This is a genomic window from Streptomyces katrae (assembly GCF_000717655.1).
In the GTDB taxonomy this organism is placed as follows: Bacteria; Actinomycetota; Actinomycetes; order Streptomycetales; family Streptomycetaceae; genus Streptomyces; species Streptomyces katrae_B.
The window spans coordinates 271,580-298,212 of sequence record NZ_JNZY01000006.1 but is presented as its reverse complement, the minus strand read 5'-3'; the positions used below and the strand labels follow the sequence as shown (position 1 = coordinate 298,212).

General features: G+C 75.7%; 22 protein-coding genes and 1 tRNA gene. 16 read left to right on the top strand and 7 right to left on the bottom strand.

What is annotated here, in order from left to right; translation table 11 throughout:
- Window positions 1–7 precede the first annotated feature (7 nt).
- A complete protein-coding gene (locus tag IF09_RS0110275; protein WP_030294189.1) occupies window positions 8–1,129 on the bottom strand; it encodes an aminopeptidase P family protein in 1,122 nt (373 codons plus the stop codon).
- A 104-nt stretch (window positions 1,130–1,233) separates the two neighbouring features.
- Window positions 1,234–2,079 (bottom strand): LysR family transcriptional regulator, encoded by an 846-nt coding sequence (locus IF09_RS0110270; RefSeq protein ID WP_030294187.1) that lies wholly within the window; start codon window positions 2,077–2,079, stop codon window positions 1,234–1,236.
- Window positions 2,080–2,262: 183 nt separating this feature from the next.
- Between IF09_RS0110270 and IF09_RS0110265 the strand changes: the two genes are divergently transcribed.
- From IF09_RS0110265 to IF09_RS0110255, 3 genes are all read left to right on the top strand, one after another.
- Window positions 2,263–2,781 carry a hypothetical protein gene (locus IF09_RS0110265; RefSeq protein ID WP_030294185.1) on the top strand — a complete coding sequence of 173 codons (519 nt, stop codon included), beginning with the start codon at window positions 2,263–2,265 and terminating at the stop codon, window positions 2,779–2,781.
- Between the two features lie 80 nt (window positions 2,782–2,861).
- Window positions 2,862–3,605, top strand: a complete 744-nt coding sequence (locus tag IF09_RS0110260) for a glutamine amidotransferase-related protein (protein ID WP_418953031.1) — start codon at window positions 2,862–2,864, stop codon at window positions 3,603–3,605.
- A gap of 74 nt (window positions 3,606–3,679) precedes the next feature.
- Window positions 3,680–3,752: transfer RNA gene (locus IF09_RS0110255), tRNA-His, on the top strand.
- Between the two features lie 58 nt (window positions 3,753–3,810).
- On the opposite strand, the gene IF09_RS0110250 is transcribed toward IF09_RS0110255, so the two are convergent.
- Both IF09_RS0110250 and IF09_RS0110245 read right to left on the bottom strand, forming a co-directional pair.
- The gene (locus IF09_RS0110250) at window positions 3,811–4,566 is read right to left on the bottom strand and encodes an alpha/beta fold hydrolase (RefSeq protein ID WP_030294181.1); all 756 of its coding nucleotides are present in this window, start codon (window positions 4,564–4,566) and stop codon (window positions 3,811–3,813) included.
- Between the two features lie 158 nt (window positions 4,567–4,724).
- A complete protein-coding gene (locus IF09_RS0110245) occupies window positions 4,725–6,785 on the bottom strand; it encodes a phosphocholine-specific phospholipase C (RefSeq protein WP_030294180.1) in 2,061 nt (686 codons plus the stop codon).
- A gap of 313 nt (window positions 6,786–7,098) precedes the next feature.
- Here IF09_RS0110245 and IF09_RS0110240 point away from each other — a divergent pair, with 313 nt between their 5' ends.
- From IF09_RS0110240 to IF09_RS0110205, 8 genes are all read left to right on the top strand, one after another.
- The gene (locus IF09_RS0110240) at window positions 7,099–9,243 is read left to right on the top strand and encodes a hypothetical protein (protein WP_158709944.1); all 2,145 of its coding nucleotides are present in this window, start codon (window positions 7,099–7,101) and stop codon (window positions 9,241–9,243) included.
- 1 nt (window position 9,244) lies between these two features.
- Window positions 9,245–10,570: a TRAFAC clade GTPase domain-containing protein gene (locus IF09_RS0110235; RefSeq protein ID WP_234320948.1), complete on the top strand. Its 1,326-nt coding sequence runs from the start codon at window positions 9,245–9,247 to the stop codon at window positions 10,568–10,570.
- A complete protein-coding gene (locus IF09_RS0110230) occupies window positions 10,567–13,071 on the top strand; it encodes a GTPase-associated protein 1-related protein (RefSeq protein ID WP_078613167.1) in 2,505 nt (834 codons plus the stop codon). Before IF09_RS0110235 ends, IF09_RS0110230 begins: the two co-directional genes overlap by 4 nt.
- Window positions 13,062–14,726 (top strand): TRAFAC clade GTPase domain-containing protein, encoded by a 1,665-nt coding sequence (locus IF09_RS0110225; protein WP_234320947.1) that lies wholly within the window; start codon window positions 13,062–13,064, stop codon window positions 14,724–14,726. Before IF09_RS0110230 ends, IF09_RS0110225 begins: the two co-directional genes overlap by 10 nt.
- Before the next feature lie 57 nt (window positions 14,727–14,783).
- A complete protein-coding gene (locus IF09_RS47885) occupies window positions 14,784–14,912 on the top strand; it encodes a hypothetical protein (protein ID WP_266634302.1) in 129 nt (42 codons plus the stop codon).
- A 36-nt stretch (window positions 14,913–14,948) separates the two neighbouring features.
- Window positions 14,949–15,611, top strand: a complete 663-nt coding sequence (locus IF09_RS0110215) for a vWA domain-containing protein (protein ID WP_030294174.1) — start codon at window positions 14,949–14,951, stop codon at window positions 15,609–15,611.
- 92 nt (window positions 15,612–15,703) lie between these two features.
- Complete coding sequence (locus IF09_RS0110210) at window positions 15,704–16,552, top strand: PP2C family serine/threonine-protein phosphatase (protein ID WP_063607352.1); 849 nt, start codon at window positions 15,704–15,706, stop codon at window positions 16,550–16,552.
- A complete protein-coding gene (locus IF09_RS0110205; RefSeq protein ID WP_030294171.1) occupies window positions 16,549–17,880 on the top strand; it encodes a protein kinase domain-containing protein in 1,332 nt (443 codons plus the stop codon). The genes IF09_RS0110210 and IF09_RS0110205 overlap by 4 nt, the downstream gene beginning before the upstream one ends.
- Before the next feature lie 41 nt (window positions 17,881–17,921).
- Here the strand turns inward: IF09_RS0110205 and IF09_RS45540 are convergent, their stop codons facing one another.
- On the bottom strand, window positions 17,922–18,248 hold the full coding sequence (locus tag IF09_RS45540; RefSeq protein ID WP_030294169.1) for a hypothetical protein: 327 nt from the start codon (window positions 18,246–18,248) through the stop codon (window positions 17,922–17,924).
- Window positions 18,249–18,273: 25 nt separating this feature from the next.
- Entirely contained in the window at window positions 18,274–19,770 is a 1,497-nt protein-coding gene (locus IF09_RS0110195) for a hypothetical protein (RefSeq protein ID WP_037634493.1), read from the bottom strand.
- Window positions 19,771–19,970: 200 nt separating this feature from the next.
- On the opposite strand from IF09_RS0110195, the gene IF09_RS0110190 reads away from it, so the two are divergent.
- The 5 genes from IF09_RS0110190 to IF09_RS0110170 all read left to right on the top strand — a co-directional run bounded on the left by IF09_RS0110190 (window position 19,971) and on the right by IF09_RS0110170 (window position 26,212).
- Window positions 19,971–20,993, top strand: coding sequence for a 3-oxoacyl-ACP synthase III family protein (locus IF09_RS0110190; RefSeq protein WP_030294167.1), 1,023 nt, complete (start codon window positions 19,971–19,973; stop codon window positions 20,991–20,993).
- A complete protein-coding gene (locus IF09_RS0110185) occupies window positions 20,990–21,736 on the top strand; it encodes a glycosyltransferase family 2 protein (RefSeq protein ID WP_234320946.1) in 747 nt (248 codons plus the stop codon). The genes IF09_RS0110190 and IF09_RS0110185 overlap by 4 nt, the downstream gene beginning before the upstream one ends.
- Window positions 21,736–23,259: an AMP-binding protein gene (locus IF09_RS0110180; RefSeq protein WP_030294163.1), complete on the top strand. Its 1,524-nt coding sequence runs from the start codon at window positions 21,736–21,738 to the stop codon at window positions 23,257–23,259. The genes IF09_RS0110185 and IF09_RS0110180 overlap by 1 nt, the downstream gene beginning before the upstream one ends.
- Window positions 23,256–24,821 (top strand): hypothetical protein, encoded by a 1,566-nt coding sequence (locus IF09_RS46315; RefSeq protein ID WP_051832305.1) that lies wholly within the window; start codon window positions 23,256–23,258, stop codon window positions 24,819–24,821. Before IF09_RS0110180 ends, IF09_RS46315 begins: the two co-directional genes overlap by 4 nt.
- 446 nt (window positions 24,822–25,267) lie before the next feature.
- The gene (locus IF09_RS0110170; protein ID WP_030294159.1) at window positions 25,268–26,212 is read left to right on the top strand and encodes an NAD-dependent epimerase/dehydratase family protein; all 945 of its coding nucleotides are present in this window, start codon (window positions 25,268–25,270) and stop codon (window positions 26,210–26,212) included.
- A gap of 193 nt (window positions 26,213–26,405) precedes the next feature.
- Here the strand turns inward: IF09_RS0110170 and IF09_RS0110165 are convergent, their stop codons facing one another.
- Window positions 26,406–26,609 carry an MbtH family protein gene (locus IF09_RS0110165; protein ID WP_030294153.1) on the bottom strand — a complete coding sequence of 68 codons (204 nt, stop codon included), beginning with the start codon at window positions 26,607–26,609 and terminating at the stop codon, window positions 26,406–26,408.
- Window positions 26,610–26,633: the final 24 nt, after the last annotated feature.

The following is a 26,633-nucleotide window of genomic DNA, read 5'->3' as shown; positions in this document are numbered from 1 at the left end:
CCTGCCCCTACTCGACGACGGCCAGCTCGCGCGGGGCGTTGTTGAAGCTGCGGCCGCCGTCCTCGGTGACCGTCACGATGTCCTCGATGCGCACCCCGAAGCGGCCGGGCAGGTAGATGCCCGGCTCCACGGAGAAGCACATCCCGGGGACCAGGGGCTGTTCCTCGCCCTCGACCATGTACGGGGGCTCGTGGGTGGTCACGCCGATGCCGTGGCCCGTGCGGTGGATGAACCGTTCGCCGTAGCCGAACTCGGTGATCACCGCGCGGGCCGCCCGGTCCACGTCCTGGCAGGCGATGCCCGGGCGGACGGCCGCGGAGGCGGCCTGCTGGGCCTCGCGGACGATGTCGTGGACGCGCTGCTCCTCGGCTCCCGGCTCGCCGACGTGCACGGTGCGCGAGATGTCGGAACCGTAGCCGTGCTTGAGCCCGCCGAAGTCGAGGACCACCATGTCGCCGTGCCCGATGGTGCGTTCGCCGGCCTCGTGGTGCGGGTTGGCCCCGTTGGGACCCGAGCCGACGACGGTGAAGTCCACCTGGGAGTGGCCGTGTTCGCGCAGCAGCGCGGCCAGGTCGGCGGCGATGTCGGTCTCCCGGCGGCCGGCGAAGGGGACCTTGAGGATCTGCTCGTACGCGGCGTCCGCGGCCGCGCCGGCCGCCGCGAGCCGCTCCAGCTCCCGCTGGTCCTTGACCGCGCGGAGCATCGGCAGGACGTCGGTGAGCGGGGCGTACGAGGTGGCCGGCAACTCCCGCTGGAGGCCGAGCAGATGCAGCGCCCAGGTGTTGTCGCTGACCCCGTAGCGGCCGCCGGTGCCGAGGAGCGGAGCGGTGACGCCGTACGGGTTCTTCCCGTCGGCCCAGTCGCACAGGGTGAGCGCGGGCGCCCCGGGGGCCTTGGCCGCGTCGGGGGCCTCCAGGGCGGGCACGACGAGGACGGGCTCCTGTCCGGCGGCGAGCACGAGCAGGGTCAGCCGCTCGGTGTCGACCGGCCGGTAGCCGGTGAGGTGGGCGAGGTCGGGCCCGGGGGCGACGAGCAGCCCGGCCAGCCCGGCCTCGGTGGCACTCTGCGCGGCGGCGGCCATCCGGGCGGCGTAGTCGGCGTGCGTGAACGGATCGGGTTCGAAGTCCATGCTGCGATCCTGCCGCCGCGGGGGGCCGCGCGCGAGTGGCTGGGGGTGTCTTGCCGGTCAGGCCGGATCAGGGGGCGGCGCCCGGTGCCGTGGCAAGACACCCCCTACCGGGACGCGGTGAGCCGGACGGCGAGGGCGGCGGCTTCGGGGGTCGGGGTGGCGGGGGCGAGGAGTTCCGTACGGTGCACCAGGCGCGGGTCGGACAGCGGTACGGCGACCCCGGCCGCGGCGGCCTCGGCCACCCGGCGGGGCAGCAGGACCAGGCCGTGCCCGGCGGCGGCGAGGGCGCACAGGGCGTGCAGGTCGGTGCCGTCGTAGCGCAGGGCCGGGGCGGTCCGGACGGCGGCGGGCACCGGCAGCGCGTCGGGGGCGTCGATCCAGCGGGCGTCGGCGAGGTCGTCGAGCCGGAGCGCGGCCCGGCCGGCGAACGGGTGCCCGGCCGGGAGCAGTACGGCGAGCCCCTCCTCCCCGACGCCGGTCACGGTGAGCGGGGCCACGTCGGGCAGCCGCAGCGGGTCGCTGGGCGCGGCGAGGCCGTCGACCAGGCCGAGGTCGCAGCCGCCGGTGGCGACGGCGGCCGGCACCTCGGCGGCGGGCAGCACCCGCAGCACCACCCCCGTGGCCGGCAGCGCGGCCGGCAGCCGGGGCCCGACGGAGAGCGGGGACGCGGCGAGGGTGACCTGTCCGGTCGGCGCGGCGGCCAGCCGCAGCACATCGGCACGGGCCGCGTCGAGCCGCAGCAGCAGCGGCCCGGCGTGTTCCAGCAGCCGCACCCCGGCCGGGGTCGGCTCCACGGGCCGTCGGGTGAGGAGCTCGGCACGCAGGTCGCCCTCGAGGGCGGCGATGTGCTGGGACACGGCGGACTGGGTGTAGCCGAGCTCGCGGGCGGCGGCGGAGAAGGAGGCCAGCCGGGCGACGGCGACGAAGGTGCGGAGCAGGTGCGGATCCATGGCGCCAGCGTGCCACCGGCTGCGCGGGCCGGGCCCGCCGAGCCCCGCCCCGTCCGCAGAGCCCCGCCGCGCGTTTCCGCGTACCGCCCCGGCCGGGGAGGCCGGCGGGCCGCCGCAGCCCGGTGAGCCGCCGCACGGCGCGCCCGGCCGGCGGTGGGACGCGGCGTCCCTATCGTGGACGGGGTGAGCATCCCCAGTGGCCCGTCCGCAGGCCGCAGCAGGCCACGGCGCGCATCCCGGACCGACTCCGCCGGCGCCGTGTACGGCTCCCTCCTCGCCACCTCCGTGGTGGCCACCGCAAGTACCGTCGGCGACCGTCCGCGGCTTCACCTCGTACTCCTCCTGCTCGTCACGGGCCTGGTGTTCTGGGCCACCCACGTTTACGCCGAGCTCGCGGGGGAACGGCTGGTCGGGCAGCCGTGGAGCCGGCACGAGATCCGCCGGGTCGCCCTGCACGAGTGGCCCATCGTCGAGGCAGCCGCCCTGCCCGCGGCCGCTGTGGCCCTCAGCGGCGTCCTCGGACTGGACTACGTGGGGACGGCGTGGCTGGCCATGATCGTGGCGGTGGCGCAGCAGGTCATCTGGGCGTGCCTCGGCGCCGCCCGCGCCGGTGCCACCCGCGGCCAGCTGGCCGCCGAGGGGGTCGTCAACCTCTTCCTCGGCTTGATCCTCGTGGCCACCAAGGCCGCACTGAAGCACTGAGACAGCGATCAGATCTGCTGATGGAACATGCAGGAACAATCGTTGGCGCTGAACCGGGGCCGGGTCGCAGGATGACCGGCATGACCACTGCACGGACCACCCGGACCCCCCTGCCCGCACGGGTCGCCCTCGTCGGCGACCGCTCCCCGCACGTGAAGTCCCACACCCGCATCCCCGGGCTCCTCGACGCCCTCGCCTCCCGCGACGGGCTCGCCCTCGACGCCTACTGGATCCCCACCGGCGACGCCGGGGCCGAGGCCGCCTCCGGGGCCCTGGCCCGGTTCGACGCGGTCTGGGTCCTGCCCGGCAGCCCGTACGCCAGTGAGGCCGGGGCGCTCGCCGCGATCCGGGTCGCGCGGGAGCAGGGCATCCCCTTCCTCGGGACCTGCGGCGGCTTCCAGCACACGCTGCTGGAGTACGCCCGCTCGGTCTGCGGGCTGGCCGGCGTCGCGCACGCCGAGAACGATCCCGGGGCCGAGGACCTGCTGATCGCCCCGCTCGCCTGTTCGCTCGTCGGCCACGAGGGCCTCGTACGGGCCGAGCCCGGGTCGCTCGCCGAGTCCGTGCTCGGCGCGGAACGGTCCATGGAGCGCTACCACTGCAGCTACGGCCCGGAGCCTCGGTACCTGCCGGTGCTCACCGCCCACGGGCTGCGGCTGTCGGGGTACGACGAGGAAGGGCAGGCACGCATCGCGGAGCTGCCGGGACACCCCTTCTTCCTGGCCACGCTGTTCCAGCCCGAGCTGTCCGGTGACGGAAGGCGCCCGCACCCCGTCGTGAAGGCGCTCGCGGCGGCGGCCGTCGCGCACGCCGCGGCCGGATGACGCGTGGCGGGACCACCCTCCTGATCAGCTATGCTGTGCATGCACATCGAACGGGTGGTCCGCCGCCCTTCGTGGTGGGTGTAGCTCAGTTGGTAGAGCACCTGGTTGTGGTCCAGGTGGCCGCGGGTTCAAGTCCCGTCACTCACCCTGATCCCCAGGGGTACGAGGTCTCCTCGCACCCCTGGGGCTTTTTTGCGTCCTCCTCCTATCCGCGCAGGAACGCCTCCACCGCGGCGGCGAAAGCGACCGGGGTCTCGTGCGGCGGGTAGTGCCCGGCGCCGGGGACGGGGTGGACCCGGCAGTTGGGATACGCGACCTGCCAGGTGGCCCGCATCACCTCGGGGGTGAGGGCGAGGTCGTACTCCCCGACGAGGACCAGCACCGGGACGGTGCTGCCCTTCACGGCGGCGGACAGGTCCAGCGGCTGCCAGCTCGCGAGGTACGCGCCGAAGGCCTCCGGGCGGGAGACGTCGAGGGAGTGCGCGATCATCCGGTCCAGCCAGTGGCGGCTCGCCCGGTGGCCGGTGACGAGGTCGAGGATGGTCCGCCGGTTCCCGGCGCTGTGGGCGGCGCCGTGGAAGAGAGCGTGGGTCGCGTCGTCCATCTCGTACGGGCCGGCGGGGACCGGGTTGATCCCGATCAGCTTCTCGATCCGCTCGGGGGCGCGGACCAGCACCTGCTGCATCGCCTTGCCGCCCATGGAGTGGCCCATGAGGGAGAAGGTGTCCCAGCCGATCTCGTCGGCGAGCGCGAGCACGTCGTCGGCGATCTCGGGGAGGCTGTAGCGGCCGGCGACGTCGCGGCGGTCGCCGTACCCGCGGTAGTCGAGGAAGGCGTACGAGAACCCCTCGGGGTCCAAGTAATCCAGTACGGACCCCCAGTTGGCAGAGGTGCCGAACCAGTCGTGCAGCACGATGACGCGGACGGGGCCGGTGCCGATCCTGCGGTGGGCGATGGCCATGCGTTCTCCCTCGGTGGCGGGGGTGGCGGAGCGGACCCGTACCTCCTGCCCACCCCGCCGACCACCACACCGGCCGGTGACGGGCGCGCGCCCGCGAAGTCAACGCGAGCGTTGACCGCGCGGGCGCGGAACCAGGGGCGTTCACCCGCGGGGTGGGGTCAGACGGTCTTGATCGCCGGGTCGGAGAGGCCCGGGGCGCCCGTTTCCACGTGGCCTGCGAAGCGGCGGAGGAAGGTGCTGTCCGCGTCGGAGACGACCTTGACGTCGTACCAGCGGCCCGTGGCGGCCAGGTCCGCCGTGTACGCGGCCGTGCCGCCGGCCGCGACGCGGAGGGTCTGGGGCGTGCCGCCGTAGGCGTTGGTCACCGTCAGGTTGACCGCCGCCGAGCCGGAGTTGGTCAGGGTCAGCTTCAGATTGCCGGTGGCCGCGTCGTGGCGGGCCGTGACCTCCGGGCCCGCCTTCTTCGCCGGTCCCTTCCAGGTGCGCAGGAAGCCGTTCGGGCCCCAGACCGTGAGGTTGATCTGGTTGCCGGTGGAGCTGCCGGTGCTCCAGGTGTCGGAAAGGGTCTTGCCCGCCTCGACGGTGTACGGCCAGGGGCCGTCCGTCCGGTTCCCCGAGGTGATGTGGAAGTGCGCGCCGAGGCTCGGGCCGGAGGAGAAGGTCAGGGTGAACTGGCCCGTGGACACCGTGGCCTTGCCGTCGACGTACGGGGCGTAGCCGAGTGCGCGCGTGGGCTTGCGGCCCGCCTCCTGCTTGGGCAGGGCGCCCGTCGCCGGCGGGACCGGGTGGTAGGAGGGGTGGGCGTTGTGGTCCGGCGGGACGTAGCCCGCCGTCGAGGGCAGGGCCGCGGGCGAGGCGTCCGCCCTCGAGAAGTCGAACGCCGAGGTCAGGTCCCCGCAGACGGCACGGCGCCACGGCGAGATGTTGGGCTCTTGCACGCCGAAGCGCTTCTCCATGAAGCGGATCACCGAGGTGTGGTCGAAGGTCTCGGAGCAGACGTAGCCGCCCTTGCTCCACGGGGAGACCACGATCATCGGGACGCGCGGGCCGAGGCCGTACGGGCCGGCCGCGTAGCCGCCGCCCCCGGCGTACAGGTCCTTCGAGACGTCGGCCGTGGACAGGCCCCATGCCGCGGACGCCGGCGGGTACGGCGGGACGACGTGGTCGAAGAAGCCGTCGTTCTCGTCGTAGGTGATGAAGAACGCCGTCTTCGCCCACACCGCCGGGTTGGCGGTCAGCGCGTCCAGGACCTGCGAGATGTACCAGGCACCGAAGTTGACCGGCCAGTTCGGGTGCTCGCTGAAGGCCTCGGGCGCGGCGATCCAGGAGACCTGGGGCAGCGTGCCGTTCACCACGTCCGCGCGCAGCTTGTCGAAGTAGCCCTCGCCCGCCTTGGCGTTGGTGCCCGTGCGGGCCTTCTCGTACAGGGGGCTGCCGGGCGCGGCGTTGCGGTAGTTGTTGAAGTACAGCAGCGAGTTGTCGCCGTAGTTGCCGCGGAACGCGTCGCTGATCCAGCCCCACGAGCCGGCCGCGTTCAGGCCGTCGCCGATGTCCTGGTAGACCTTCCAGGAGACCCCGGCGGCCTCCAGGCGCTCCGGGTACGTCTTCCAGCCGTAACCGGCTTCCTGGTTGCCGAGGACCGGGCCGCCGCCGGTGCCGTCGTTGCCCGTGTGGCCCGTCCACATGTAGTAGCGGTTCGGGTCGGTGGCGCCGATGAAGGAGCAGTGGTAGGCGTCGCAGACCGTGAAGGCGTCGGCGAGCGCGTAGTGGAACGGGATGTCGTTCCGCGTCATGTAGGCCATGGTCGTGGCCGTCTTGGCCGGGACCCACTTGTCGTACTTGCCGTTGTTGTACGCGGCGTGGCCGCCGGCCCAGTCGTGGTTCAGACCCTCGACGAACTTCATGCCCAGGTCGCTGACCTGCGGGTTGAACGGGAGGATGTCCTTCGTCCCGTTGGACTGGTAGAAGACGGACTTCCCGTTGTCCTGGAGGACGGGCCGCGGGTCGCCGAAGCCCCGGACGCCCTTCATCGAGCCGAAGTACTGGTCGAAGGACCGGTTCTCCTGCACGAGGACCACGATGTGCTCGATGTCCTGGATGGTGCCGGTACTGCCCTGCGCCGGGATGGCGGCCGCGCGCGCGATGCTCTCGTTCAGCATCGCGACTGCGGCGGTTCCGCCCGCGATCTGCAGGAACCTGCGGCGATTGAGCTCAGCCATGGGGGACGACCTCTGCAAGTGAGGGGGGGTGTCGAGGGGCGACCCAAGGACAGCGGTCCCGGGGTACCGGACGGGGATCAGTTCGTGACACCGCGCGGTACAGCTGGAGAACGGAAAGACCTCCCGGACGGTCCGCGCATCTGCTGGAATGACCTCCGAAACACACTGCACGGGGGGTGCGGAGCAGATGGCAGGGACCGAGTTCGGGCATGCCCTGGGGCGGTCCCGCGCGCTTTCCGGCCTGCCGGCTGCTCCGCTGGTGGCACGGTACGGGGAACTCGTGGCGGCGCAACAGGCCTTGGGTTTACGCCACTTGGGTGAGTTACTGGTCCCTGCCGGCGGGCGGTTCCGGGTGCTCGACGGGATCTTCGCCGTCGAAGGGCCGGGGCGCAGACGCCATGTGGGGGCCCAGGCCCTGCGGGGGCTGCGGGCTGCCCGGGGGGCCGCCGCCGGGGCCGCGGCCGGGGCGGATCCCGGTGCCGGTGCGCTGCTGGAGCAGCTGGCCGCGATCCAGGAGCGGGATCCGGCTGCGCTGCGGCGGATCCTGCTGTACCAGCTGGTGCAGCTGCTGCACGACCACCCCGGGGGGGACCTGCCGGACACGGCCGCCGGTTTCGGGGTCGACCCCGACGAGGCTGCGGCCCTGGTGCACGCGGCCGCGGGGAGCCCCCGGCTGGACCCGGCGCAGCGGGCCGCCGCCGAGGGGCTGGAGGACGCGTGGCTGGCCGGGCGGGTGCGCGCCGCCGCCCGGAGCGCCGCCGTACTGCCGCCGTCGGTGGCTGCCGGGGACCCGCTGCTGGCGCGCCGGCTGGCCGAACTGGCCGGGCGGGTACGGGCCGCCGACGCCCTGCTGGACGAGGCCCGGGAGTACGAGGACCGCGAGGATCCGGAGCAGGCCGCTGCGGCGTACGGGGAGGCGGCCCGGCTGGCCTGGGACTGCCCGCGCGCGGTGCGGGGGCTGGTGCGCACCCACCGCCCGGCCGACGGGGAGCCCGGGCCGCTGGAGGCGTGGCCCCTGCCCGGCGGGGTGGCCCTGCGCAGACCGCCCGGCGCCGAGCCGGACGGGAGCTGGCGGGTGGTCCGGCTGACCCGGCGCGAGCCGCTCACCACACCGCTGCCGGAGGTGCCCGGCCCGCTCGGCACGGGGCCGCTGACGGACCGCCGGGCCCCGCTCGGGCGCGAGGCCCGGTACGTGGCCCTTCCCGCCGCGGGCGGCACACCCCTGATCAGCGCCCCGCTGCTCGTCGCCCCCGAGGTGACGGAACTCCGCGTCACCGACGGCCGGGCCCGCGTCGAAGCCTCCTGGCTCCGCCCGCCCGGCTCGACGGGCGTACGGGCGACCCTGACCGGCCCCGAGGGCGGCGCCGTGGAACTCGGGCCCCCGGTCGCCCCCGGCGCGGCGGACGGGCGGGAAGCCGTACGGGCCGAGGGGCTGGAGCCCGGGGCGTACGTGCTGCGGGTGCGGTGCCGGTACGCGGGCGTGGGCGGCGAGGTGTGGTCCGGCGGGGTCGAGGCGCCCGCCGCCGTGCATCCCTGGCCGGAGCCGGTGGTCGGGCTCGGCGCCGTTGCCCGGGACGCCGGCGGGCTGGAGTTCCGGTGGACGCGGGGCGGCGGCGGGAGCGGCGGCGTACGGTTCGTGCAGTGGCCGGGGACGGCTCCCGCCGAGGGGGCCGAGCTGGCGGCCTCCGTGCTGCCTGCGGCGCTGCCCTGGGTGGACTCCGACGGGATCGCGCAGCCGCCGCCCGGCACGCTGGCCACCGTCAGCGCCGTGGCCGTCCTGGGCGAACGGGCGCTGGCCGGGCCGGGCGTGGTGGTCGAGGTTCCGGAGCCGGTCACGGGGCTCACGGTCCGGAGGACCACCGCCGGGCGGGCCCGGATCAGCTTCGACTGGCCCGACGGCGCCGGCCGGGTCACGGTCGCGGTGACCCCCGAGTCCGGCGGCGAGCGCGCCGAACACCGCGTCGTGCGGTCCGTGTTCCTGCGCGAGGGGCTGGAGCTGCCGGTCGGCCCCGGCGCCGTCCGCGTCACGGCGTACGCCGCCCCGCGCAGCGCGCTCGCGACCGCGGCCGCCCCGCGCGACGCCGAGCAGGCCGTCCTCCCGGCCGACGTGGCCATCGCGTACCGGCTCCTGCCCGGGCCGCGGCGGATGCTGCGCCGCGGTCCCGCCGTGCTCCGGGTGACACTCCACGCGCCCGGTGGGCATCCCGGCTCCGGGCTGCCCGACTTCGTCCTCGTCGCCGGAGCGGGCGGCGGTGCGGCCCGGCCCCACCGGCCCGCCGACGGAGCCGAGTTGTGCCGGGTGACCGGCGCCGAGCTCGCGGCCTCGGGGACCGTCGAGCGCGAGATCGACCCCCGCGCGCCCGGCGGCCCGTACGCCGTGCGCGGTTTCCTCCTCGGCGGCCGTGCCGCCTCCGTCCGGCTCGACGAGCCCTCCCTCACCTCCCTGGTGGTCCGCTGACATGACCTCCGTCGTCTGCCCCTACTGCTTCGACCGCTCGGCCGCCGCCCGGCTGCCGTTCCGCTGCCAGATGTCCGCCACCGGGGTGCGCGGCGGCAAGCCGTGCACTGCCGAACTCGACGGCATATGGGCGGAGTTCATGGGGCCGAGCGTGCCGCCCGCGCTGAAGATGCGCGGCCCGGTGTTCACCGCTCCGCGCGGACTCGCAGGCCGTCTCGGGAGCGGGGGCGCCGCGCGGGCGGACTGCCCGCACTGCGGGGTCTCCACCCCGGTCCGGGTCTGTCTGCGCTGCCACAGCGACTTCCCGAGCGACTACACCGACCAGGACACCCGGATCATCGCACTGCTGGGCCCCAAGGCCTCGGGCAAGAGCACCTACGTCTCCGTCCTGATCAACGAGCTGCGCAACCGGGTGGGCCGGGCGTACGGCGCCTCCATCACGGCGATGGGCGGCGAGACCCAGCGCCGGGACCGGGAGATGGCCGAGGACCTGTACGACCGGCTGCGGCTGCCGGAGGCGACGAGACCGGCGGCGCTCGGCTTCAACGACCCGCTGCTGTACCGGCTGAGCCTGCCGCTGCGCCGCCGGCTGCGCGGGGACGGCAGCCGGCACACCGCGCTGGTGTTCTTCGACGCGGCCGGCGAGGACCTCGGCAGCGCCGAGGCCATGGACCGGTACACGCACTACCTGGCCGCCGCCGACGGGATCATCCTGCTGGTGGACCCCCTCCAGATGCGGGCCGTACGGGACCAGCTGCCGGTGGACGCCGGGCTGCCGCTGCCCACCGTGGAGACCCCGCCGCAGCAGATCGCGGCCGACCTGGCGGCGCAGCTGCGGGCCCACGGGCGGGGCACCTCGCGCGGCCGGGTCACCACGCCGGTGGCGGTGGCGGTGACCAAGACGGACTCCCTGTTCTCGCTGGTGGGGCCGCACTCCCCGCTGCGGCGCAATGCCGAGCACGCGGGCGGCGCGGTGGACGACGAGGACCGGCTGGCGGTGCACGAGGAGATGCGGGGGCTCCTCGACGGCTGGGACTCGGGCGCGCTGTTCCGGCAGCTGGACCGGGATTTCGCCCAGCTGTCGCTGTTCGGCCTCTCGGCGCTGGGCTCCCCGCCGCCCGCGCACGCACCGGCGGACGCCCCCAAGTCGGGACCGCAGCCGCTGCGGGTCGAGGACCCGCTGCTGTGGCTGCTGGGGCTGGGCGGGCTGCTGCCGCGCACCGGGACCGGCGGAGCGGGCCGTCGTACGGCGGCGGCCGGTCCGGTACCGGCACCGGTCGCCGGCGCGACGGCGGACCGGTCGCACACGCCGGGAGGAGAGGCATGAACCTCGCGCAGATGCACTACACCTCGGCGCCGCCGGGTCCCGACGGATCGGGCTTCCGGTTCACCGCCGTCAGCCCCGGCGTGCCCTCCTCGCTGCTGCGCGAGGCCGAACAGCTGATCGGGTACGAGCCGCCCCGGGACGCGCCGCCGCGCCCGAGCGCCGACCAACTGGGCGCCTTCCCCCAGGCCCTGAGCCTGAACGTGCTCGCCGACGGCAGCCGGCTGCTGGCCCGCTCCGTGTACACCGGCGCCGACTACAGCGGCCGCTGGGGCAACTTCCACGCCCACGCCGTCCATCTGCCGCAGCCCGCCGACCCGGACCGGCCCGCCGAATGGCCGCTGCCGATCACCTCCTGGGGCTCCCGGCAGTGGGCGGCCGATTCCCCGCCGGCCGGGGCACCCGTACCGCCGCTCGCGTCGGTGCCGGCCCCGGGCCCGCTCGACGTCGGCGCGCTCGCGGCCTTCGTGGCCGCCCGGGGGCCCTGGCTCGCCGGGTTCTTCGCCGATGTGCGCCGGCTCGTCGAGGAGCCGGCCGCCCCTCAGCTCGTCCTGGTGGAGCAGGACAGCGAGGCCGTGGCCTGGTGGATCCTGCTCGCCTGCAGTGTGCTGCCGCACCGGCGCGGCCAGTGGCTCACCTTCACCACGTACACCCGGCGGCCGCAGCTCGCCCGGCAGCAGATCATCGGCGTGGTGCCGGAGGACGGCCCGAGCCTCGCCGGGCAGGAGCACCGCTACCGGGTGTACGACGCCGCTCGCGCGGCGGCTCCCGCGCCGGACCCCGACCCGTGGGCGCAGACGGCCGCGCTGATCTGGCAGGCGCAGCGGCAGGACCTCTTCGCGGACGTCCGGCGGCTGCCCGGCGGGCGGTGCGGCCCGTACGAGGCGGGCCCGCTGGCCGCGCTCGCCCTCGCCGCGGGCATCGGCCTGGACTCGGCGGGCCGGGCCGCGGCCGCCGACTGGGCCGCCGGACACCGGGAGGCGCTGGACGGCGTACGGCTGCACGCGCTGGCTCGGGCGCTGGGCGGCCCGGCCGGGGACCGGGGGCCCGAGGAGGCCGCCGCGAGCGGGCGGCTGCTGACGGCCCTGGCCGGCTGGGCACCCCCGGCGGTGAGCGAGCCGCTGGTGGAGCTGGCCCTGGCCGGTGCGGTCCGCTCGGGCGGGGCCGTCCCGCCCGCCGGGGTACTGGGCGAGGCCGCCCGGGCCCGGCTCGCGGCCGGACTGGGGCCGGAGCTGCGGGCGGCGCTCACCGACCCGGAGCGCGAACCGGACGACCGGGCCGGGCTGTTGCGGGCCGCCGCCGAGCTCGGGGTGGGCACCGCAGATCTCCTGCCCGATGTGGCACGGCAGTTGGCGCGCGCCCTGATCGCCGATCCGGAGCGGGCGTACGGGGAGGCGATGCGGGCCGCACTGGCGGAACCGGCTGGGCAGGCCGAGCTGCGGAGCCTCGTACTCGACCGGCTCGACGCGCTCGCGGCGGGCGATCCGGCCGCGGGGGCCCGGCTGTTCGCCCTGATCCCGCTGCGGCTGACCGGGGCCGAGCCGCTGCCGCACCTGCGGATGTGCGCACGAGCGGTGGGCGGGGCCGGCGGCGACCGGGTGAAGGCGCTGACCGGGCTCGTGGAGCACTCCGGCGCCTCCCTGGAGGAGGAGCCGCTGGTGCTCCGCTCGGCGATGCGGCTCGTGTGGGGTGCGCAGCCGCCGACCGCGGGCGAGGCCTGGCTGGTCCTGTCTGCGCTGGGCGACCGGGCCCACCGGGAGGCCGGCACCTGGGAGCTGCTCGCGCAGGCCGCGGTCTGCGCTCCGGCCGACGACCGGTACGCGGAGGAGCTGGCGGTGGAGCTGCTGCGGCGGTTCTCCGCGGAACTCCCCGCCCCGCTGCGGTCCTCGCTGCTGCTGCTGGAGCTGGCCCGCAACCTGCGGGCCGGGGAGACGGGGGCGGGCTGGGTCCGGCAGGCCCTGGACCTGCGGACGCTGGACCCCACGCCGACGGCGCGGGAGCACGCCTACGCGGCGGTGGCCGCCCGGCTGCTCGCCGAGGACCGGCCCGGGAGCGAGGTGCGGGCCCTGGTCGAGAGCAACGACGCCGAGCTGCTGGCCGCGTACCGGCGGGCCGCCCGGCAGCCGCAGGTCTCGGACCGGCTGGGGCGCGACCCGCGGTACGCGGCGGAGTGCTTCGCCACCTGGTCCTCCCAGCCGCAGGCGGGCCCGGTGTGGCAGGAGGCCCGCACCGACCTGCTCGACGGCGTGCTGCGCCCGGTCGTCCGGGGCCTGGCACCGGCGGAGCTCAAGGCGCTCGAGGAGGCCCTGGCCCGGCTCGGCGGCCGCTGGGCGGAGGACTTCCGCGGCTGGCAGCGGCCCGGCGCCTTCGGCCGGCTCCGCGACCGCTTCGGCGGCTCCGGGCGCCGCGGGGCGAAGCCCCCGCCCGGCGGCCCGCCGCTGCGGGGCGGCTCCGGCGGGCCCATCGCCCCCGGCGACTCCGCCGGGGAGGGGCGGTGGAGGTGAACGCGGGGCTCGTCCTGCAGGTCCTCGGGGCGGCCACCGGCGCGATCGGGGCGGCCGTGTGCCTCGGGTACGGGCTGTGGCGGTTCCTGGCGCTGGCGCTGGGTGCCGCCTGGGCCGCCCTCGGGCCGCGCACGCCCGGGACCCCCGACCCGCGCGTCAGCCCGTACGGCGGCGCGGAGCCGGGGCAACCCGCTTACTGGGCGCGGCAGATGTGGCTCGACGCCGTGGCCGCGGCGCAGGCTGCCGCGCACACCGTCCGGTACCTGCTGGTCCACCACTGGCTCGACGAGATCGTCCGCCGCCGACTGCTGAGCGGCCGCAACGGTTCGACCGGGGACCGCGCCGAGCACGCCCTCGGACGGCTCCTGCTGCGGCTGCTCGCACCGGCGACGGCGCTGGCCGCGCTGCTGTCCGCCCTGCTGTCCTGCGCCCTGCTCGTCGGCGTCGCGCTGGCGTTCGCCGCCCAGCTGCTGCTGGTCTCGGCGGTGGCGCTGGCCGGGGTGCTGGCGGGGCGGAGCGTGGAGCGGCTGTGGAAGCTGGCCCGCGGCATCCGCATGAAGTGCCCGTACCCCGGCTGCTACCGGCCGTTCCCGCTGGCCGTGCACGTCTGCCCGGGCTGCGGCGCCGCGCACCGCGAGCTGCGGCCGGGCCGGTACGGGGCGCTGCGGCACGTCTGCCGCTGCGGGCGGGCGCTGCCCACCACCGCGCTCGCCGGGAGGCGCAGGCTCACCGCCCGCTGCCCGCACTGCGACCAGGGGCTGCCGCCGGCCGTGGGCACCACGCGGGTGGTGCACGTACCGCTGATCGGGGGCACCTCGGCAGGGAAGACGATGCTGATGGCAGCGCTTCTCGACGGGTTGCGGGCCTGGTCGCACGAGTCGGCGCTGACGGTCGAGTTCGCGTCCCCCGCCGACCGGCGGGAGGCCAACACGCTGGGCCGGCAGGTGGAGACGACGGGATGGGCGCTGAAGACGCAGGGCGGGCAGCCCCGGGCGCTGATGCTGCTCGTCGGGCGCGGGAGCGGCCGGCTGCGACTGCTGCGGCGGCAGCGGCTGCTGTACCTGTACGACCCGATGGGCGAGTCGCTGCGCGATGCGGACACCACCCGGCGCCAGGAGTACCTCGCGCACGCGGACGGGGTCCTGCTGGTCGCGGACGTGCTGGCCTCGCCCGCCGTACGGCGCAGCCTGCGCGGGGGCGACGGGCAGCTGGCGGTGGCCGCCCGGCCCGCCGACCTCGGCCCGGTGGAGACGTACGCGGGGTTCACCGGGGAGCTCCAGGGCCTCGGCGGCCGGCGGCGGCGCCTCGGCGTGGCGACGGTGGTGACGAAGCGGGACGTGCTGGACCGGCTGGACTCGCTGCCGCGGCCGGACGGCGCGGTCGACGCCTGGCTGGCCGAGATCGGACTGGGCGAGCTGGTCCGCGCCCTGGGCCACGACTTCGCGGCGGCCCGCTACTGGGCGGTCAGCGCCCATGCCGCCACCGGGGCGGGCGCCCTCGCGTCCGAGCAGCGGCGGGCGGCGGAACCGGTGCTGTGGCTGCTGTCCCGTACGGGACTGCGGATCGGCGGGCCGGCGGCCGAGGCCGAGGCCCCGCGCCTGCCGCGGCCGCGGGGGCGCAGCGGCCGGACGGCACCGGATCGATCAAGCCTGTGACGCGGGCCGGACCGAAGGCTAGGGTCCAGGAGTCATTCAGAAAAGGAGCAACACCCCATGGTGACACCGCAGATCGCGCGGGGGCGGCTGCTGATGCTGGTCCTGTTCGTGGTGGCGGTCGTGATGACGGCGGCCGCCGGGCTGGCGGCGCTCGTGCGGTACGTGCCGCAATGGCTCGGGAGTTGAAGGAGATTAGCGGTGAGTGACATCCCCGGCGGGCCGATGGCGAACCGGCCCGTCCACTTCATCTGGCTGCTCGACTGCTCGTACTCGATGCAGGGCGAGAAGATCGGCCAGCTCAACTACGCGATCAGAGAAGCCGTTCCGGAGATGCGCTCGGTGGCGCAGGACAATCCGGCGGCCCAGCTGCTGCTGCGCACGATGACGTTCTCCACCACGGCCCGCTGGCACCACCAGGACCCGGTTCCGGTGGAGAACTTCACCTGGCAGGACGTCCAGGTGGACGGCATGACCAACCTGGGCGAGGCCCTCCAGCTGGCGGCCCGGGAGCTCGACACCCCGCCGATGCCGCAGCGGGCGCTGAAGCCGGTGCTGGCGCTGGTCTCGGACGGGGTGCCGACGGACGACTGGAAGGCGGGGCTGCGGGCCGTCGACGCGACCCCGTGGGGGCGCAAGGCCGTACGGGTGGCCATCGCGATCGGTGCGGACGCCGACCGCACCGTGCTGCAGGAGTTCCTGGGCAATCCGGAGCTCCAGCCGCTGGACGCGAACAGCCCCAAGCAGCTGGCGGCGGCGATCCGCTGGGCCTCGACGGCCGCCGTCAAGGCTGCCTCGCAGCCGGTGGCGGGTTCCGCGGACGCGATGGCGAAGCAGCCGCCGTACGCCCCGCCGGTGCTCGACGACGACGATGACGACGTGTGGTGAGCGGGCCCGTGTCACCGGAACCACCGCCGGTACCGCCGCACGCGCCGGGGCCGGTACCGCTCTGGGCCACGTTCCGGGAGAGCGTGCAGGGGGTGAACAAGACCCGCAACCAGGACTACTGCGAGGCCGGGGGGCGCGGTACGGCCGAGGAACCGCTGATCATGGCGGTGGCCGACGGCCACGGCTCCGCGGTGCACGCCCGCAGCCATCTGGGCTCCCGCTTCGCCGTGGACCTCTTCGTCGAGGAGGCCCGGCGGTTCGCGGCGCTCGCCCAGCCCCGCGGCGAGGAGCGGCCGCCGAGCCTGGCCTGGCTGATGCACTACGCCGAGCACGCGTTGCCCCGCCAGCTGGTCAGCGCATGGCGGGAGAAGGTCCTCGGCAACTGGGAGCGGACCAGCTCCCACGAGGAGCCCGGCCTGCCCGAGGAGCACAAGCTGCTGCTGTACGGGAGCACGCTGGTCGGTGCGGTGCTCACGCCCCGGGTGTTCGCGGCCTGGCAGCTCGGCGACGGCGAGCTGACGGTGGTGGACGACGACGGGCGGGTGACCGTACCGCTCGCGCCCGCCGAGGCGGACCTGGGGGACGAGACGGAGTCGCTGTGCAGCCCGGCGGCGTGGCTGCGCGTACGGACGCACTGGGCGCCGGTGACGGCCCCCTGGCGGGCGCCCCGGCTGGTCGCGCTCTCCACCGACGGGCTGTCCAAGAGCTTCGCCTCGGACCGGGGCTTCCTGCAGTTCATGGCCGGGCTGGACGACCGGCTGTCGGCGGAGGGCGCGGACACCGTCCGGGCCGTCCTGCCGGAATGGCTGGCCAAGGCCTCGCAGCACTCCGGGGACGACACGACCCTGGTGGCGGCCTGGCATCCGGCACCGGCCACAGCCACCGGGGCGACGACCACAGACGCGGCACCACCGACCGACCCGCACGGGAGAGACGAATGAGCGGCATGCTCGACAGCGGAAGCCTGCTGACGACCGACAGCGGCATGGGCGTGGAGGTCTTCGACCTGCTCGGCGCCGGCGGTCAGGGGGAGGTCTACCGGGTGCGGACCCCCGCCGGGGACCAGGCGCTCAAGTGGTACTACCCGGCCTGCGCGACCCCCGCGCAGGAGGACATCGTCCGCCAGCTGGTGGGCCGCGGCTTCGACGACGACCGCTTCCTGTGGCCCCTGGACTTCGTGGCCGACGGGCGCGGCGGGTTCGGGTACCTGATGGACATCCGCCCGGACCGGTTCAAGGGCCTTCCCCTGCTGTTCCGGCGGCAGCTGCGCACGACGCCGCGGGCCCTGCTGACGGCCTGCCTGTACACCGTCGAGGCGTACCAGGCCCTGCATTCGCGCGGGATCGCGTACCGGGACATCTCCTGGGGCAACATCTTCTTCGACCCGGCCACCGGCGACGTGCTGGTCTGCGACAACGACAACGCGGTGGTGGAGGGCGACAGCACCGGCATCTCGGGGACCATGGAGTTCATGGCGCCCGAGCTGGTGCGGGGTGATCCGGGGGTCTCCCCCGGCACCCAGAGCGATCTGCACTCGCTGTCGGTGCTGCTGTTCATGCTGCTGATGAACCATCACCCGCTCAAGGGCCGGCGCGAGCTGGCGATCCACTGCCTCGACGAGGCGGCGGAGCGCAAGCTGTACGGGAAGCAGCCGCTGTTCGTCTTCGACCCACAGGACCGGTCCAACGCGCCCGACCCCACCGAGCAGGCGACGGTACTGGCCACCTGGGCGACGGCCCCGGACTCCCTGCGGGACCTGTTCACCAAGAACTTCACGACGGGCCTGCACGATCCCACGACCCGGGTCCGGGAGTCGCAGTGGCGGGACACCCTGCGGGCCGTGCTCGACGCGGTGGTGGAGTGCGCGCAGTGCGGGAAGCAGAACATGACCGAGCCGCGGGCCGCCGGTCCGGGGACGTGCTGGAGCTGCGGGAGCACGCTGGTGCTGCCGCCGCGGCTGGTGCTGACCACTCCGCCGCCGCGCACCGAGCACCACATCCTGCTGCACCGGTCCTCGCGGGTCCAGGCGCACCATCTGGCCCCGGAGCCGGCCCGGCACGACTACGGCGATGCGACGCTGGTGGCGCAGCTGACCGAACACCCTCAGAAGCCGGGCCGGTTCGGTCTGGCGAACCGGTCCGACTCGACGTGGACGGGGACCCGCGCGGACGGCTCCACCCAGCGCATCGACCCGGGGCAGACGGTTCCGCTGCGCTCGGGCCTGGAGCTGGACTTCGGCGGCGCGCGGGCCGTCGTGCGAGCGAAGTAGGCGGCGGGGCCACCGGGGCTCCGGGCCTGCAGGGACCGGCTTCAGTTCGCCAGGAGGCGGCCGATCTCCTGGGCGAGGGCGAGTCCGCCGCTGCCGGCGCCGAGACCGAGGGTGATCGTCTCCAGGGAGCGGCGGATCACCCCCGGCTCGGCGGCGCGCCGCTCCTGCGCGGCCCGGTCCAGTTCACCGCGCAGGGTCTCGGCCGCGGCGATGCGCTCCTGGGCCGCGCCCTGGTCGCGGAGCCACTGCGCGAGTTCGGCGGCCAGCCGCAGGGTCTCGGCGGCGGTGTCCTGCCGTCCGATGTTGATGGTGCCGTTGTCGCCGATGATGCCGGCGGTGACGTTCTCGTTGAAGTTGAAGGTACCCATCTGTCTCTCCCGATGGTGATGGCGGTCAGGGCGTCCCTCGGCCCTGTCCGGAGTGCCCGGCCTGCGCACCGGGTCCGTTGTGGTGGTTGACGGTGCCGTTGTCGCCGATGACGCCCGCCTGCACGCTGCCCTGGAAGGTGTAGGTGTGCGTGTTGATGACCTGCTGCGCCTGGTCGTAGGAGCTGGTGTCGATGTTGTGGTCCTTCAGGAACCGCTCCGTCGCTATCAGCACACCCTGCTGTAGGCGCTGCAGGAAGTCCTGGGAGTCGGTGCGTTCGCTGAACCCCAGCTGCTCCCAGTCCGCGACGCGTTCGCGGATGCTGTCCACCGCGCCGTAGTCGTAGAGCGCGTGCCGTTTGTCGATCTCCCGCCGTACCTTCTCCAGGGCGCGGGCGCGCCTGCGCTGCTCGGAGGCCCGCTGCATGAGCCGGGAGGAGGCCTTGAGCAGGGCGGTCCCGGTCCGGGACGTGGCGAAGCAGACCAGGCTCCACCAGCGCTCGAACCCGTCCAGCGGCAGCCGGTTCACCCGGTCGAAGCGCGCCTGCAGCGGCGGGATGCCGTACGCCGACACCTCCCAGGTGAGGCTGGGGTGGTGGAGGCGGGCCCGCAGGTGCATGGAGACGATGGCCCGGCCGCCCTCGCCGGCCCGGACCAGGCTGAGGTAGGTGCGCATGCCGGCGCCGGACTGCATCAGGCCCGCCTGGACCAGCTGCTTGGGGATCTGGGCGCGCGGCCGGCGCAGCCGGTCCGGCAGCAGCTCCGGCCCCACGTACGGGACGTTGGTCCCCATGACGTAGAGCCGGTTGCGGACCTGGAGGCCCTTGAGGCCGGCGATGTGCTCCATCTCGCGGGCCACGTAGGTGTGCAGGTCGACCGCATCGAACGGCTTGACGGGCAGCTTGGCGCCGTTGCCCGCCGGGTCCTCGGCGGGGCGGCTGACGTCGATGGGCTGCCAGACCATCTCCTTGAGCTTGGAGCCGCTCCCGACGAAGGGGTTGGTGCGCTCGGCGCTCGCCGTGTACGGGACCACGTTGGCCCGTTTCGTCTCCAGCAGCCGCTGCTCCGCCTCCGGTTCGACGGCCGGGGCCAGGTCCGCCGGGCGGTCCGCGCCGTGCTCCACGGCGAGCGCCGCCGTACGGGAGCGGCTCTCGGCCTGGTGGACGAGCCACCAGGCGCTCCCGTACGCGAGGAGTACCAGTGCGGCGGCCGCGTACGCGAGCCCCCACCGGGCGGTGACCACCGCGTACAGCAGCAGCGGCACCGCCGCCCACACGCCGACGGCACAGATCCAGGCCAGGCGCCGGTCCCGTACGTCGGTCCGCCGGACCGCGGCGCGCGCGTGGCGGGCCAGCGCCACCAGGTCGATGCCGAGCGAGAGACCGGTGGCGCGCAGCCCGTCCGCGGTGAGCTCCACGTCCACGTCGCGGGCGAAGTCCTCGTCCAGGTGCGCTCCTGCGCACAGTCGGCGGGTCACCGCATCGGTGCGGTACTGCGCCAGCGCCGGTAACCGGCGTGCTGCCATGTGCCTCTCCCCCGTGTCCCCCGTGTGTCCTTCGGCCTTCGGGACACCCTACGGAAACGGGCCCCGGCTGTCCGGCCGTTGGGCGTGACCGCTCCCGGCCCGGGGGACGCGTACGTACTCATGGCGGATGTGCAGCGCGCGGGGCCGATCTGAGCATCCGTACTCAGGTCCCGCCGCTCGCGGGGCCGCATGGTGGGGGCATGCTCATTCAGTCGTCTGATCCGTCGCCGCGCGCCGGGATAACCGCCGTCGGCAGCCTGTTGCCCGGGGAGGTCCGCTCCTCGGAGGACCTCCAGCAGGAGGTGGCCCGCCGCAGCGGCCTCGTCCTGCCGCCGAGGCTGCTGACGCAGGCCACCGGGATCGTCGCGCGCCGGGTCGCCGGCGAGGGCGTGTACGCCTCGACGCTCGCCGTGGGCGCCGCGCGCCGGGCGCTGGCCGCCGGCGGGCTCACCCCGATGGACATCGACCTGCTGGTGTTCGCCTCGGCGTCGCGCGACATGGTCGAGCCCGCGACCGCCCACATCGTGCAGGCGGAACTCGGCTCCCGGGCGCACGCCTTGGACGTCACCAACGCCTGCAACAGCTTCGTGAACGGCATCGACCTGGCCCGGGCGATGATCCTGGCCGGGCGGGCCCGGCGGGCGCTGGTGGTGACCGGGGAGACGCCGAGCCGGGCGGTGCAGTACGCGCCGGCCGGGCTCGCGGAGCTTCGCGAGGGCTTCGCCGGGTACACGTTCGGCGACGCGGGGGCGGCCGTCGTCGTGGAGGCGGTGGAGCGCGGGGGGATCCTCGACGTGGACACAGAGACGCATTCCGAGCACTGGGAGGTCGGCGGCATCCCGGGCGGCGGTTCGCGGCACCCGCGCGGGGATGCGTACACGTACTTCCGCGGGGACGGGCACGAACTGCGGGGCGTCTTCGAGAAGGTGGGTACGGCGGTCATCGACCGGACGCTGCACCGTACGGGGATGGACTGGGACGACTTCGCCAAGGTGCTGGTGCACCAGGTGACGGTGCCGTACCTGGAACGGTTCGCGGAGCTCACCGGGGTGCCGGCCGGCAAGCTGGTGGTGACCGTGCCCGAGCTCGGGAACGTCGCGAGCGCGAGCATCGGCGTGCAGCTGGACCGGGTGTTCGGGGAACTGGAACCGGGAGAAAGGGCGTTGTGCGTGGGTCTGGGCGGCGGCATCAGCATCATGACGATGGTCTGGGAGAAGTCGTGACCGGGCGGCTGTGGGTGGTCGTGCCCGCCCATCAAGAGGAGGCCCGGCTGGGCGAGACCCTGCGGGCGCTCGCGGCCCAGCGCGACCGGGACTTCACGCTGCTGGTCGTCGACAACGCCTCGGCGGACAACACGGCCGCGATCGCACGGGAGTTCGCCGCGAGCGCGCCGTTCGCGGTGGAGGTGATCGAGGAGCCGGAGAAGGGGGTCGGCTCCGCCGTGGACACCGGGTTCCGGTACGCCATCGGCCGGGGCGCGACCCTGCTCGCGCGGACGGACGCGGACTGCCTGCCGCGGCCCGGCTGGACGGGCGCGGCACGGGCCGCGCTCACGGCCCGCCCGGGCCTGGTGTGCGGGCGGATCACCGCCCGGCGCGACGAGCACGGGCCCCTCGGCCGGGCCGGTTTCGCGGGGCTGGTCCGGCTGGCCGCGCTGTTCGGGCGGCTGCGGCCGGAGCACGCCGCCCGGCGGGGCGGCTTCAAGGCCCCGTACCGGATGCACGCGGGGAACAACATGGCCATCACCGCCGAGCTGTACCTCGCCGTCGGCGGGATGCCGCGGCGTCCCTCGCCCACCGACCGGCTCTTCCTCAACGCCGTACGCCGGCACACCGACCGGATCACGCACTGCCGGCGGATGGTCGTGGAGAACTCCACGCGCCGGCTGAAGGCGTACGGGATCGCCGGCACGGCCCGCTGGTACCTCGACCAGGGCAGCGGCACCCACGGAACGGACCCCCGCTGATGCTCGACCGACTCGACCACGCGCTGCGCGCCCGCCCCGAGCGGGCTGCCGTACTCACCGCCGGCCGGACCGGGGCCACCCGGGTCCGGGCCACGCGCGGCGAACTCGCCGACCTGGCCGATGCGTTCGCCGCGGGCCTGCACGCGCGCGGGCTGCGCGCCGGGGACACCGTCGGGGTCGCCGTCCGGCCCGGGCCGCGGGCGCTGGCCGTGCTGCTCGCGCTGTGGCGGCTCGGGCTGCGCGGGGCCGTGCTCGACCCCGGCGCGGGGCCCGACGTACTGCGCGCCCGGCTCGCGCTGGCCGGACCCTCGCTCGTCCTCGCCGACGCGGCCGCGCAGGCCGTCGCGGGCTGGGCCCGCCCGCTTGCGAGCCGGGCCCGGCTCGCCCTGCCGGACCTGGCCTCGCTGGGCGCCCCCGTGGCCACCGTCGGGCGCCGGCTGCCCGGCTGCGCCCCCGCGCTGGACCTGGGCGCGGCGCGCTCCGGGGTGCCCGGACAGGGGCGCCGCCCGGCGTACGGGGACTCCGACGCCGATGCGGTGATCGTCTTCACTTCCGGGACCACCTCGCGGCCCCGGGCCGTGGTGCACACCCGGGCGAGCCTGGCCGCCGGCATGGCGTCCGTCTCCGCGCTGTTCGGCGCCGCGGATCCGGCCCGTGCGGGCGATCCGGTGCTCGGCGGCACGTTCTTCGTGCTCGTGCCCTCCCTCGTGCACGGCGCCCCGGTGGCGCTCCCGGCCCGGTCGCCGGCGGTCCTGGCCCGGCAGCTGCGCCGGCTGCGGCCGCGGGAGACCTATCTGACCCCGCCGCAGCTGCGGGACGCGCTGGGCGTGGGGGCGCGCTTCCGGGGGCGGGTGTGGACGGGCTCGGCGCCGGCGAGCGCCGAGCTGCTGTCCCGGGTGCGCGGTGCGGGTGCCGAGGAGGCGTGGGGCGTGTACGCCCTGACGGAACTGTTCCCGGCCGCCGCGGTCGAGGCGCGCGAGAAGGCGGCGTACGAGGGTCCCGGCGACCTGGTGGGGGCCCCGCTGCCCGGCGTCACGGCGAAGCCGGACGAGGACGGCCAGCTGCTGCTGGCGGGGGCCGCGGCCCGGGACCGCTATCTGGGCGAGGAGCCCGAGCCGTGGGTGCGTACGGGAGACCGGGCGCGGCTGGACGGGGCGGGGCGGATCGTCCTCGAGGGCAGGAGCAAGGACATGGTGCTGCGCAGGGCCGAGAACATCTACCCGGGGCTGTACGAGCCGGCGCTGCACGTACCGGGGGTGGAGCTGGCCGTGCTGGTCGGCATCCCGGCGGGCCGCGGGGCCGAGTCCGCGGGCGACGAGCGGCTCGTGGCCCTCGTACAGCCGCAGCCCGGGGCCGCCGGGCCGGGGCTGCGCGCCGCACTGGCGGGACCGCTGGGGCGGATGGGCTCCGCCCGGCCCGACGCCGTGCTGTTCGCGCGGATCCCGCTGGCGGGACGCTCCCGCAAACCCGACCGCGCGGCGGCCGCGGCGCTGGCGGCGGCCCGCCTGAGGGGGACCCGATGACCCCGTCCCGGGCCCGTCGGCGCGACCGCCGGGTGTACGTACGCAGCCACCCGCTGCTGTTCGCCCTGCTCGCCGCCGGCCGCGGCCGCCCCGTACGACGCCTCGGGCGCACGCTGCTGGTCCACGACGCCACGGCCTACCGCGAAGCCCTGACCCGCCTCCCCCTTAACCGCACGGCCCCCGGCACCACGGGCGCCGCAGCCCGCACGGCCCTGACCCCGCCGCCGGCCCGCCCGACGCCCGCCGGCTCGGCACTCCCGACGCCCGCAGGGTCGGCGAAGCCCGACCGCACGACGGCCGACACCACCACCACCGGCTCGGCACTCCCGACGCCCGCCGGTTCGGCGAAGCCCGACCGCACGACGGCCGACACCACCACCGGCTCGGCACGCGGGGCGCTCGCAGGGTCGGCGGAGCCCGACCGTACGGCGGCCGACGCCACCGGCAGTGCGGCGCGCGTCGGGTTCGTCGGCTCGGCAGAGTGCGACCACACGGCGGCCGGCACCACCGGCGGCGTGCTGTTCGATCAGGAGGGCAGCGGGCACCGGGCGGACCGGCGGGGGCTTGCGGAGGAGCTCGGTGCGGCCGGCGTGGAACGACTGCGCCCGGTGTGGCAGTCGTTGTTGGCCCGCCGGCTGGCACCGCTCGCGCAGGGCGGCGAGGTCGACATGGTCGCGCTCGCGCGGGAGCTGGCCGGGTCGGTGGTCTGCCGGCTGCTGGCCACGGACGCCGACCCGGTGGCGGTGGCCCAGGCCGCCGCGGACGCCGCGGCCGCGTCGGTGCGCACCCATCTGCCCGGCCCGCACCGCCCGGCCACGCACGCTGCTGCCGCCCGCACGGCCCGTACGCTCCAGTCCCTCCTGGCCCGCCCCCTCGCCACGCCGTCCCCCACACCCGTGCCCGGGTGCCCTCGCGCCCCGCACGGCTCCATGCCGCCACTGGGCGATGCCCCGGCGGTCTCCGCCCCTTCGGCCGGGAACCCCGGCGAGGCGGTCACCGAAAGGGCGTCCCGGTCCGGCCGGGCCGTCTCGGCCCTGACCTTGTCGTTGGCCGAGCGGGCGGGCGGGGGCGATGCGCTGGCCGCGATGGTGGCGGTGGCCGCCGTCAACACCACCGTGGCCGCGCTGCCGCGGGCGGTGGCGTGGTGTGCCGACGCCGGTCTGTGGGACCAGGCCGCGGACCCGGTGCTGCGGCTCCGGCTGGCCGACGAGCTGCTGCGGGTCACTGCGGCCTCGCCTCTGCTGCCCCGGGTGGCGGCGGCCGACGGGACGGTCGGCGGCTGCCCGGTCCGCAGCGGCGACCGGCTGCTGCTGGTCGCCCGGCATGCCGCGCAGGCGCACCGCCGCGACCCGGACGCCCTCGCCCCGGCCGACCCCGCCCTGGCCCACCTGGTGTTCGGCGCCGGCTCGCACGCCTGCCCCGGGGCCCGCCTGGCCCGCATCCAGCTCGCCGACACCCTGGCGGCCCTGGCCCCCCACCGCCCGGTGGTGAGCCGCGCCCGGGTCGACCGCCGGGCCGCCCTGCCGGGCTGGCGCGTACTGACCGTAAGGGCCACCTCATGAACGCCGATCCGACCGGCCGCACCGGAGCCGGAGCCGGAGCAACCGGCTCTGCGCGCACCGCCGATGCGTACCGCACGACTGGTTCCGCCGGAGCGGATGATGCGGCGCGGACGGCCAGTGCTCCCCGTACGGCCGGTGCGGCCCGCGCGGCTGGCGAGGCCGGGCCCGGGCGTGCGGCCCTGACCGCCGGCCCGAGCCGCACGGCCCGTCCGGCCGATACGGCGAGGACGTCCGGTGCGGCGCGCCCAGCGGGGGCAGCCGGGGCAGCCGGGGCAGCCGGGGCCAGGCGTACAGCCGTGGCGGCCGATGCGAACCGCAGCGCCGATGCCGCCGGTGCGACTGGCCCGTCCGGTACGACAGCAGCAGGTGCGAGCCGCACGGACCGGGCAGCCGGTGCAGCCGATTCCGTCGGGGCGGACCGCACAACCGGTGGCGGTCGCAGGACCGTGGACCGGGGGCTGCGGGTTGCCGTCACCGGGGCGAGCGGGTTCTGCGGGGGGCACGTGGCGCGGGCTGCCGCGGCGGGCGGGGCCGAGGTGGTGTGTCTGGGGCGGCGGCCCGGGCCCGTCGGCGAGCACCGGTTCTGGGATGCGGCCCGCGAACTGCCGGACCTGGCCGGGATCGACGTCGTCGTGCACTGCGCGGCGGCGGTCGGCGACCCGGCCCCCGGTTCCCCCGCGGAGGCGGAGATGTACGCGGTCAACGTCACCGGGACCGAACGGCTGCTGCGGGCGGCCGGAGACCGGCCCGTGGTGTGGGTCAGCAGTGCCAGCGTCTACGACCCCCGGCGCGACCGCACCCTGGTCCGCGAGGACCATCCGCGTACCGGGCAGTTGAACGCCTACGGCCGCACCAAGGCGGCGGGCGAGGCCCTCGCGCTGGCCGCGGGGGCGGTGGTGCTGCGGCCGCGGGCCGTCTACGGCCCCGGCGACGGCACCCTGCTGCCGAGGCTGCTCTCCCGGGTCCGGGCCGGGACCCTGCTGCTGCCGGGACCGGACGTACCGCTCAGCCTGACGGCGGTGGAGAACCTGGCCGATGCCGCCCTCGCGGCGGCCGCCGGGTGGGCCCCGGGCGCGTACAACGTGGCCGACGCGGCGCCCTACGCGCGCGATGCGGCCGTACGCAGGGTCCTGCACGCGCACGGCGTCGCCGCCCGGATCCGGCACCTCCCGCCGGCGGTGGCCCGTACGGCGGCCCGCACCGCGGAGCTGCTCGCCCGCGGCGGCGAACCGGCCCTCAGCCGCTACGCGGTGGACCAGCTGGCCCACCCGGTCGTCCTGGACCTGACCCGGGCCCGGTCCCAGGGCTGGACCCCGCACCGCACACTGGACGACTACCTGGCCACGCTCGGCCCGGCCCGCCGGGGGCTGCCCGCACACCCGCTGTCCTGAGCCGGCACCGGGGCCCACGTCACGCAGGCCGGCTTCGCGGCCGAACAGGGCGCACCACCCGAGGTGCTCGCGGCCCAACAAGACCTCCGGTGGAACCGGTCGGTGGGGCTCGGTTCCCCCGCGCCTCAGCCTCGCCGACCGGCGTTCAGGCCCCCGTTCAGATCCCCGTTGAGGCCGCCGTTCAGGCCGCCGTTCAGGCCGTCGCCATCCTGCGGCGCAGGCTCAGCGGGCGCATGTCCGTCCACACCGCGGCGATGTGGTCCAGGCATTCCTGCCGGGTGCCCTCCGTTCCCTCGGCGTGCCAGCCCGCCGGCAGTTCGCGGTCCGCCCGCCAGAGGGAGTACTGCTCCTCGTCGTTGTGCACGACCCGGTAGCCGCTCTCGTCGGTGTCACTCATGGCTTCGGTCCTCCCGGAGTTCTT

Bases quoted from the DNA above. Each gene is read 5' to 3' on its own strand.
- IF09_RS0110245 (WP_030294180.1), bottom strand. From the start codon at position 6,785: ATGGCTGAGCTCAATCGCCGCAGGTTCCTGCAGATCGCGGGCGGAACC.
- IF09_RS0110235 (WP_234320948.1), top strand. From the start codon at position 9,245: ATGACCTCCGTCGTCTGCCCCTACTGCTTCGACCGCTCGGCCGCCGCC.
- IF09_RS0110205 (WP_030294171.1), top strand. From the start codon at position 16,549: ATGAGCGGCATGCTCGACAGCGGAAGCCTGCTGACGACCGACAGCGGC.
- IF09_RS0110275 (WP_030294189.1), bottom strand. From the start codon at position 1,129: ATGGACTTCGAACCCGATCCGTTCACGCACGCCGACTACGCCGCCCGG.
- IF09_RS0110195 (WP_037634493.1), bottom strand. From the start codon at position 19,770: ATGGCAGCACGCCGGTTACCGGCGCTGGCGCAGTACCGCACCGATGCG.
- IF09_RS0110215 (WP_030294174.1), top strand. From the start codon at position 14,949: ATGGCGAACCGGCCCGTCCACTTCATCTGGCTGCTCGACTGCTCGTAC.
- IF09_RS46315 (WP_051832305.1), top strand. From the start codon at position 23,256: ATGACCCCGTCCCGGGCCCGTCGGCGCGACCGCCGGGTGTACGTACGC.
- IF09_RS0110180 (WP_030294163.1), top strand. From the start codon at position 21,736: ATGCTCGACCGACTCGACCACGCGCTGCGCGCCCGCCCCGAGCGGGCT.
- IF09_RS0110250 (WP_030294181.1), bottom strand. From the start codon at position 4,566: ATGGCCATCGCCCACCGCAGGATCGGCACCGGCCCCGTCCGCGTCATC.
- IF09_RS0110190 (WP_030294167.1), top strand. From the start codon at position 19,971: ATGCTCATTCAGTCGTCTGATCCGTCGCCGCGCGCCGGGATAACCGCC.
- IF09_RS47885 (WP_266634302.1), top strand. From the start codon at position 14,784: ATGGTGACACCGCAGATCGCGCGGGGGCGGCTGCTGATGCTGGTCCTG.
- IF09_RS0110260 (WP_418953031.1), top strand. From the start codon at position 2,862: ATGACCACTGCACGGACCACCCGGACCCCCCTGCCCGCACGGGTCGCC.
- IF09_RS0110270 (WP_030294187.1), bottom strand. From the start codon at position 2,079: ATGGATCCGCACCTGCTCCGCACCTTCGTCGCCGTCGCCCGGCTGGCC.
- IF09_RS0110165 (WP_030294153.1), bottom strand. From the start codon at position 26,609: ATGAGTGACACCGACGAGAGCGGCTACCGGGTCGTGCACAACGACGAG.
- IF09_RS45540 (WP_030294169.1), bottom strand. From the start codon at position 18,248: ATGGGTACCTTCAACTTCAACGAGAACGTCACCGCCGGCATCATCGGC.
- IF09_RS0110230 (WP_078613167.1), top strand. From the start codon at position 10,567: ATGAACCTCGCGCAGATGCACTACACCTCGGCGCCGCCGGGTCCCGAC.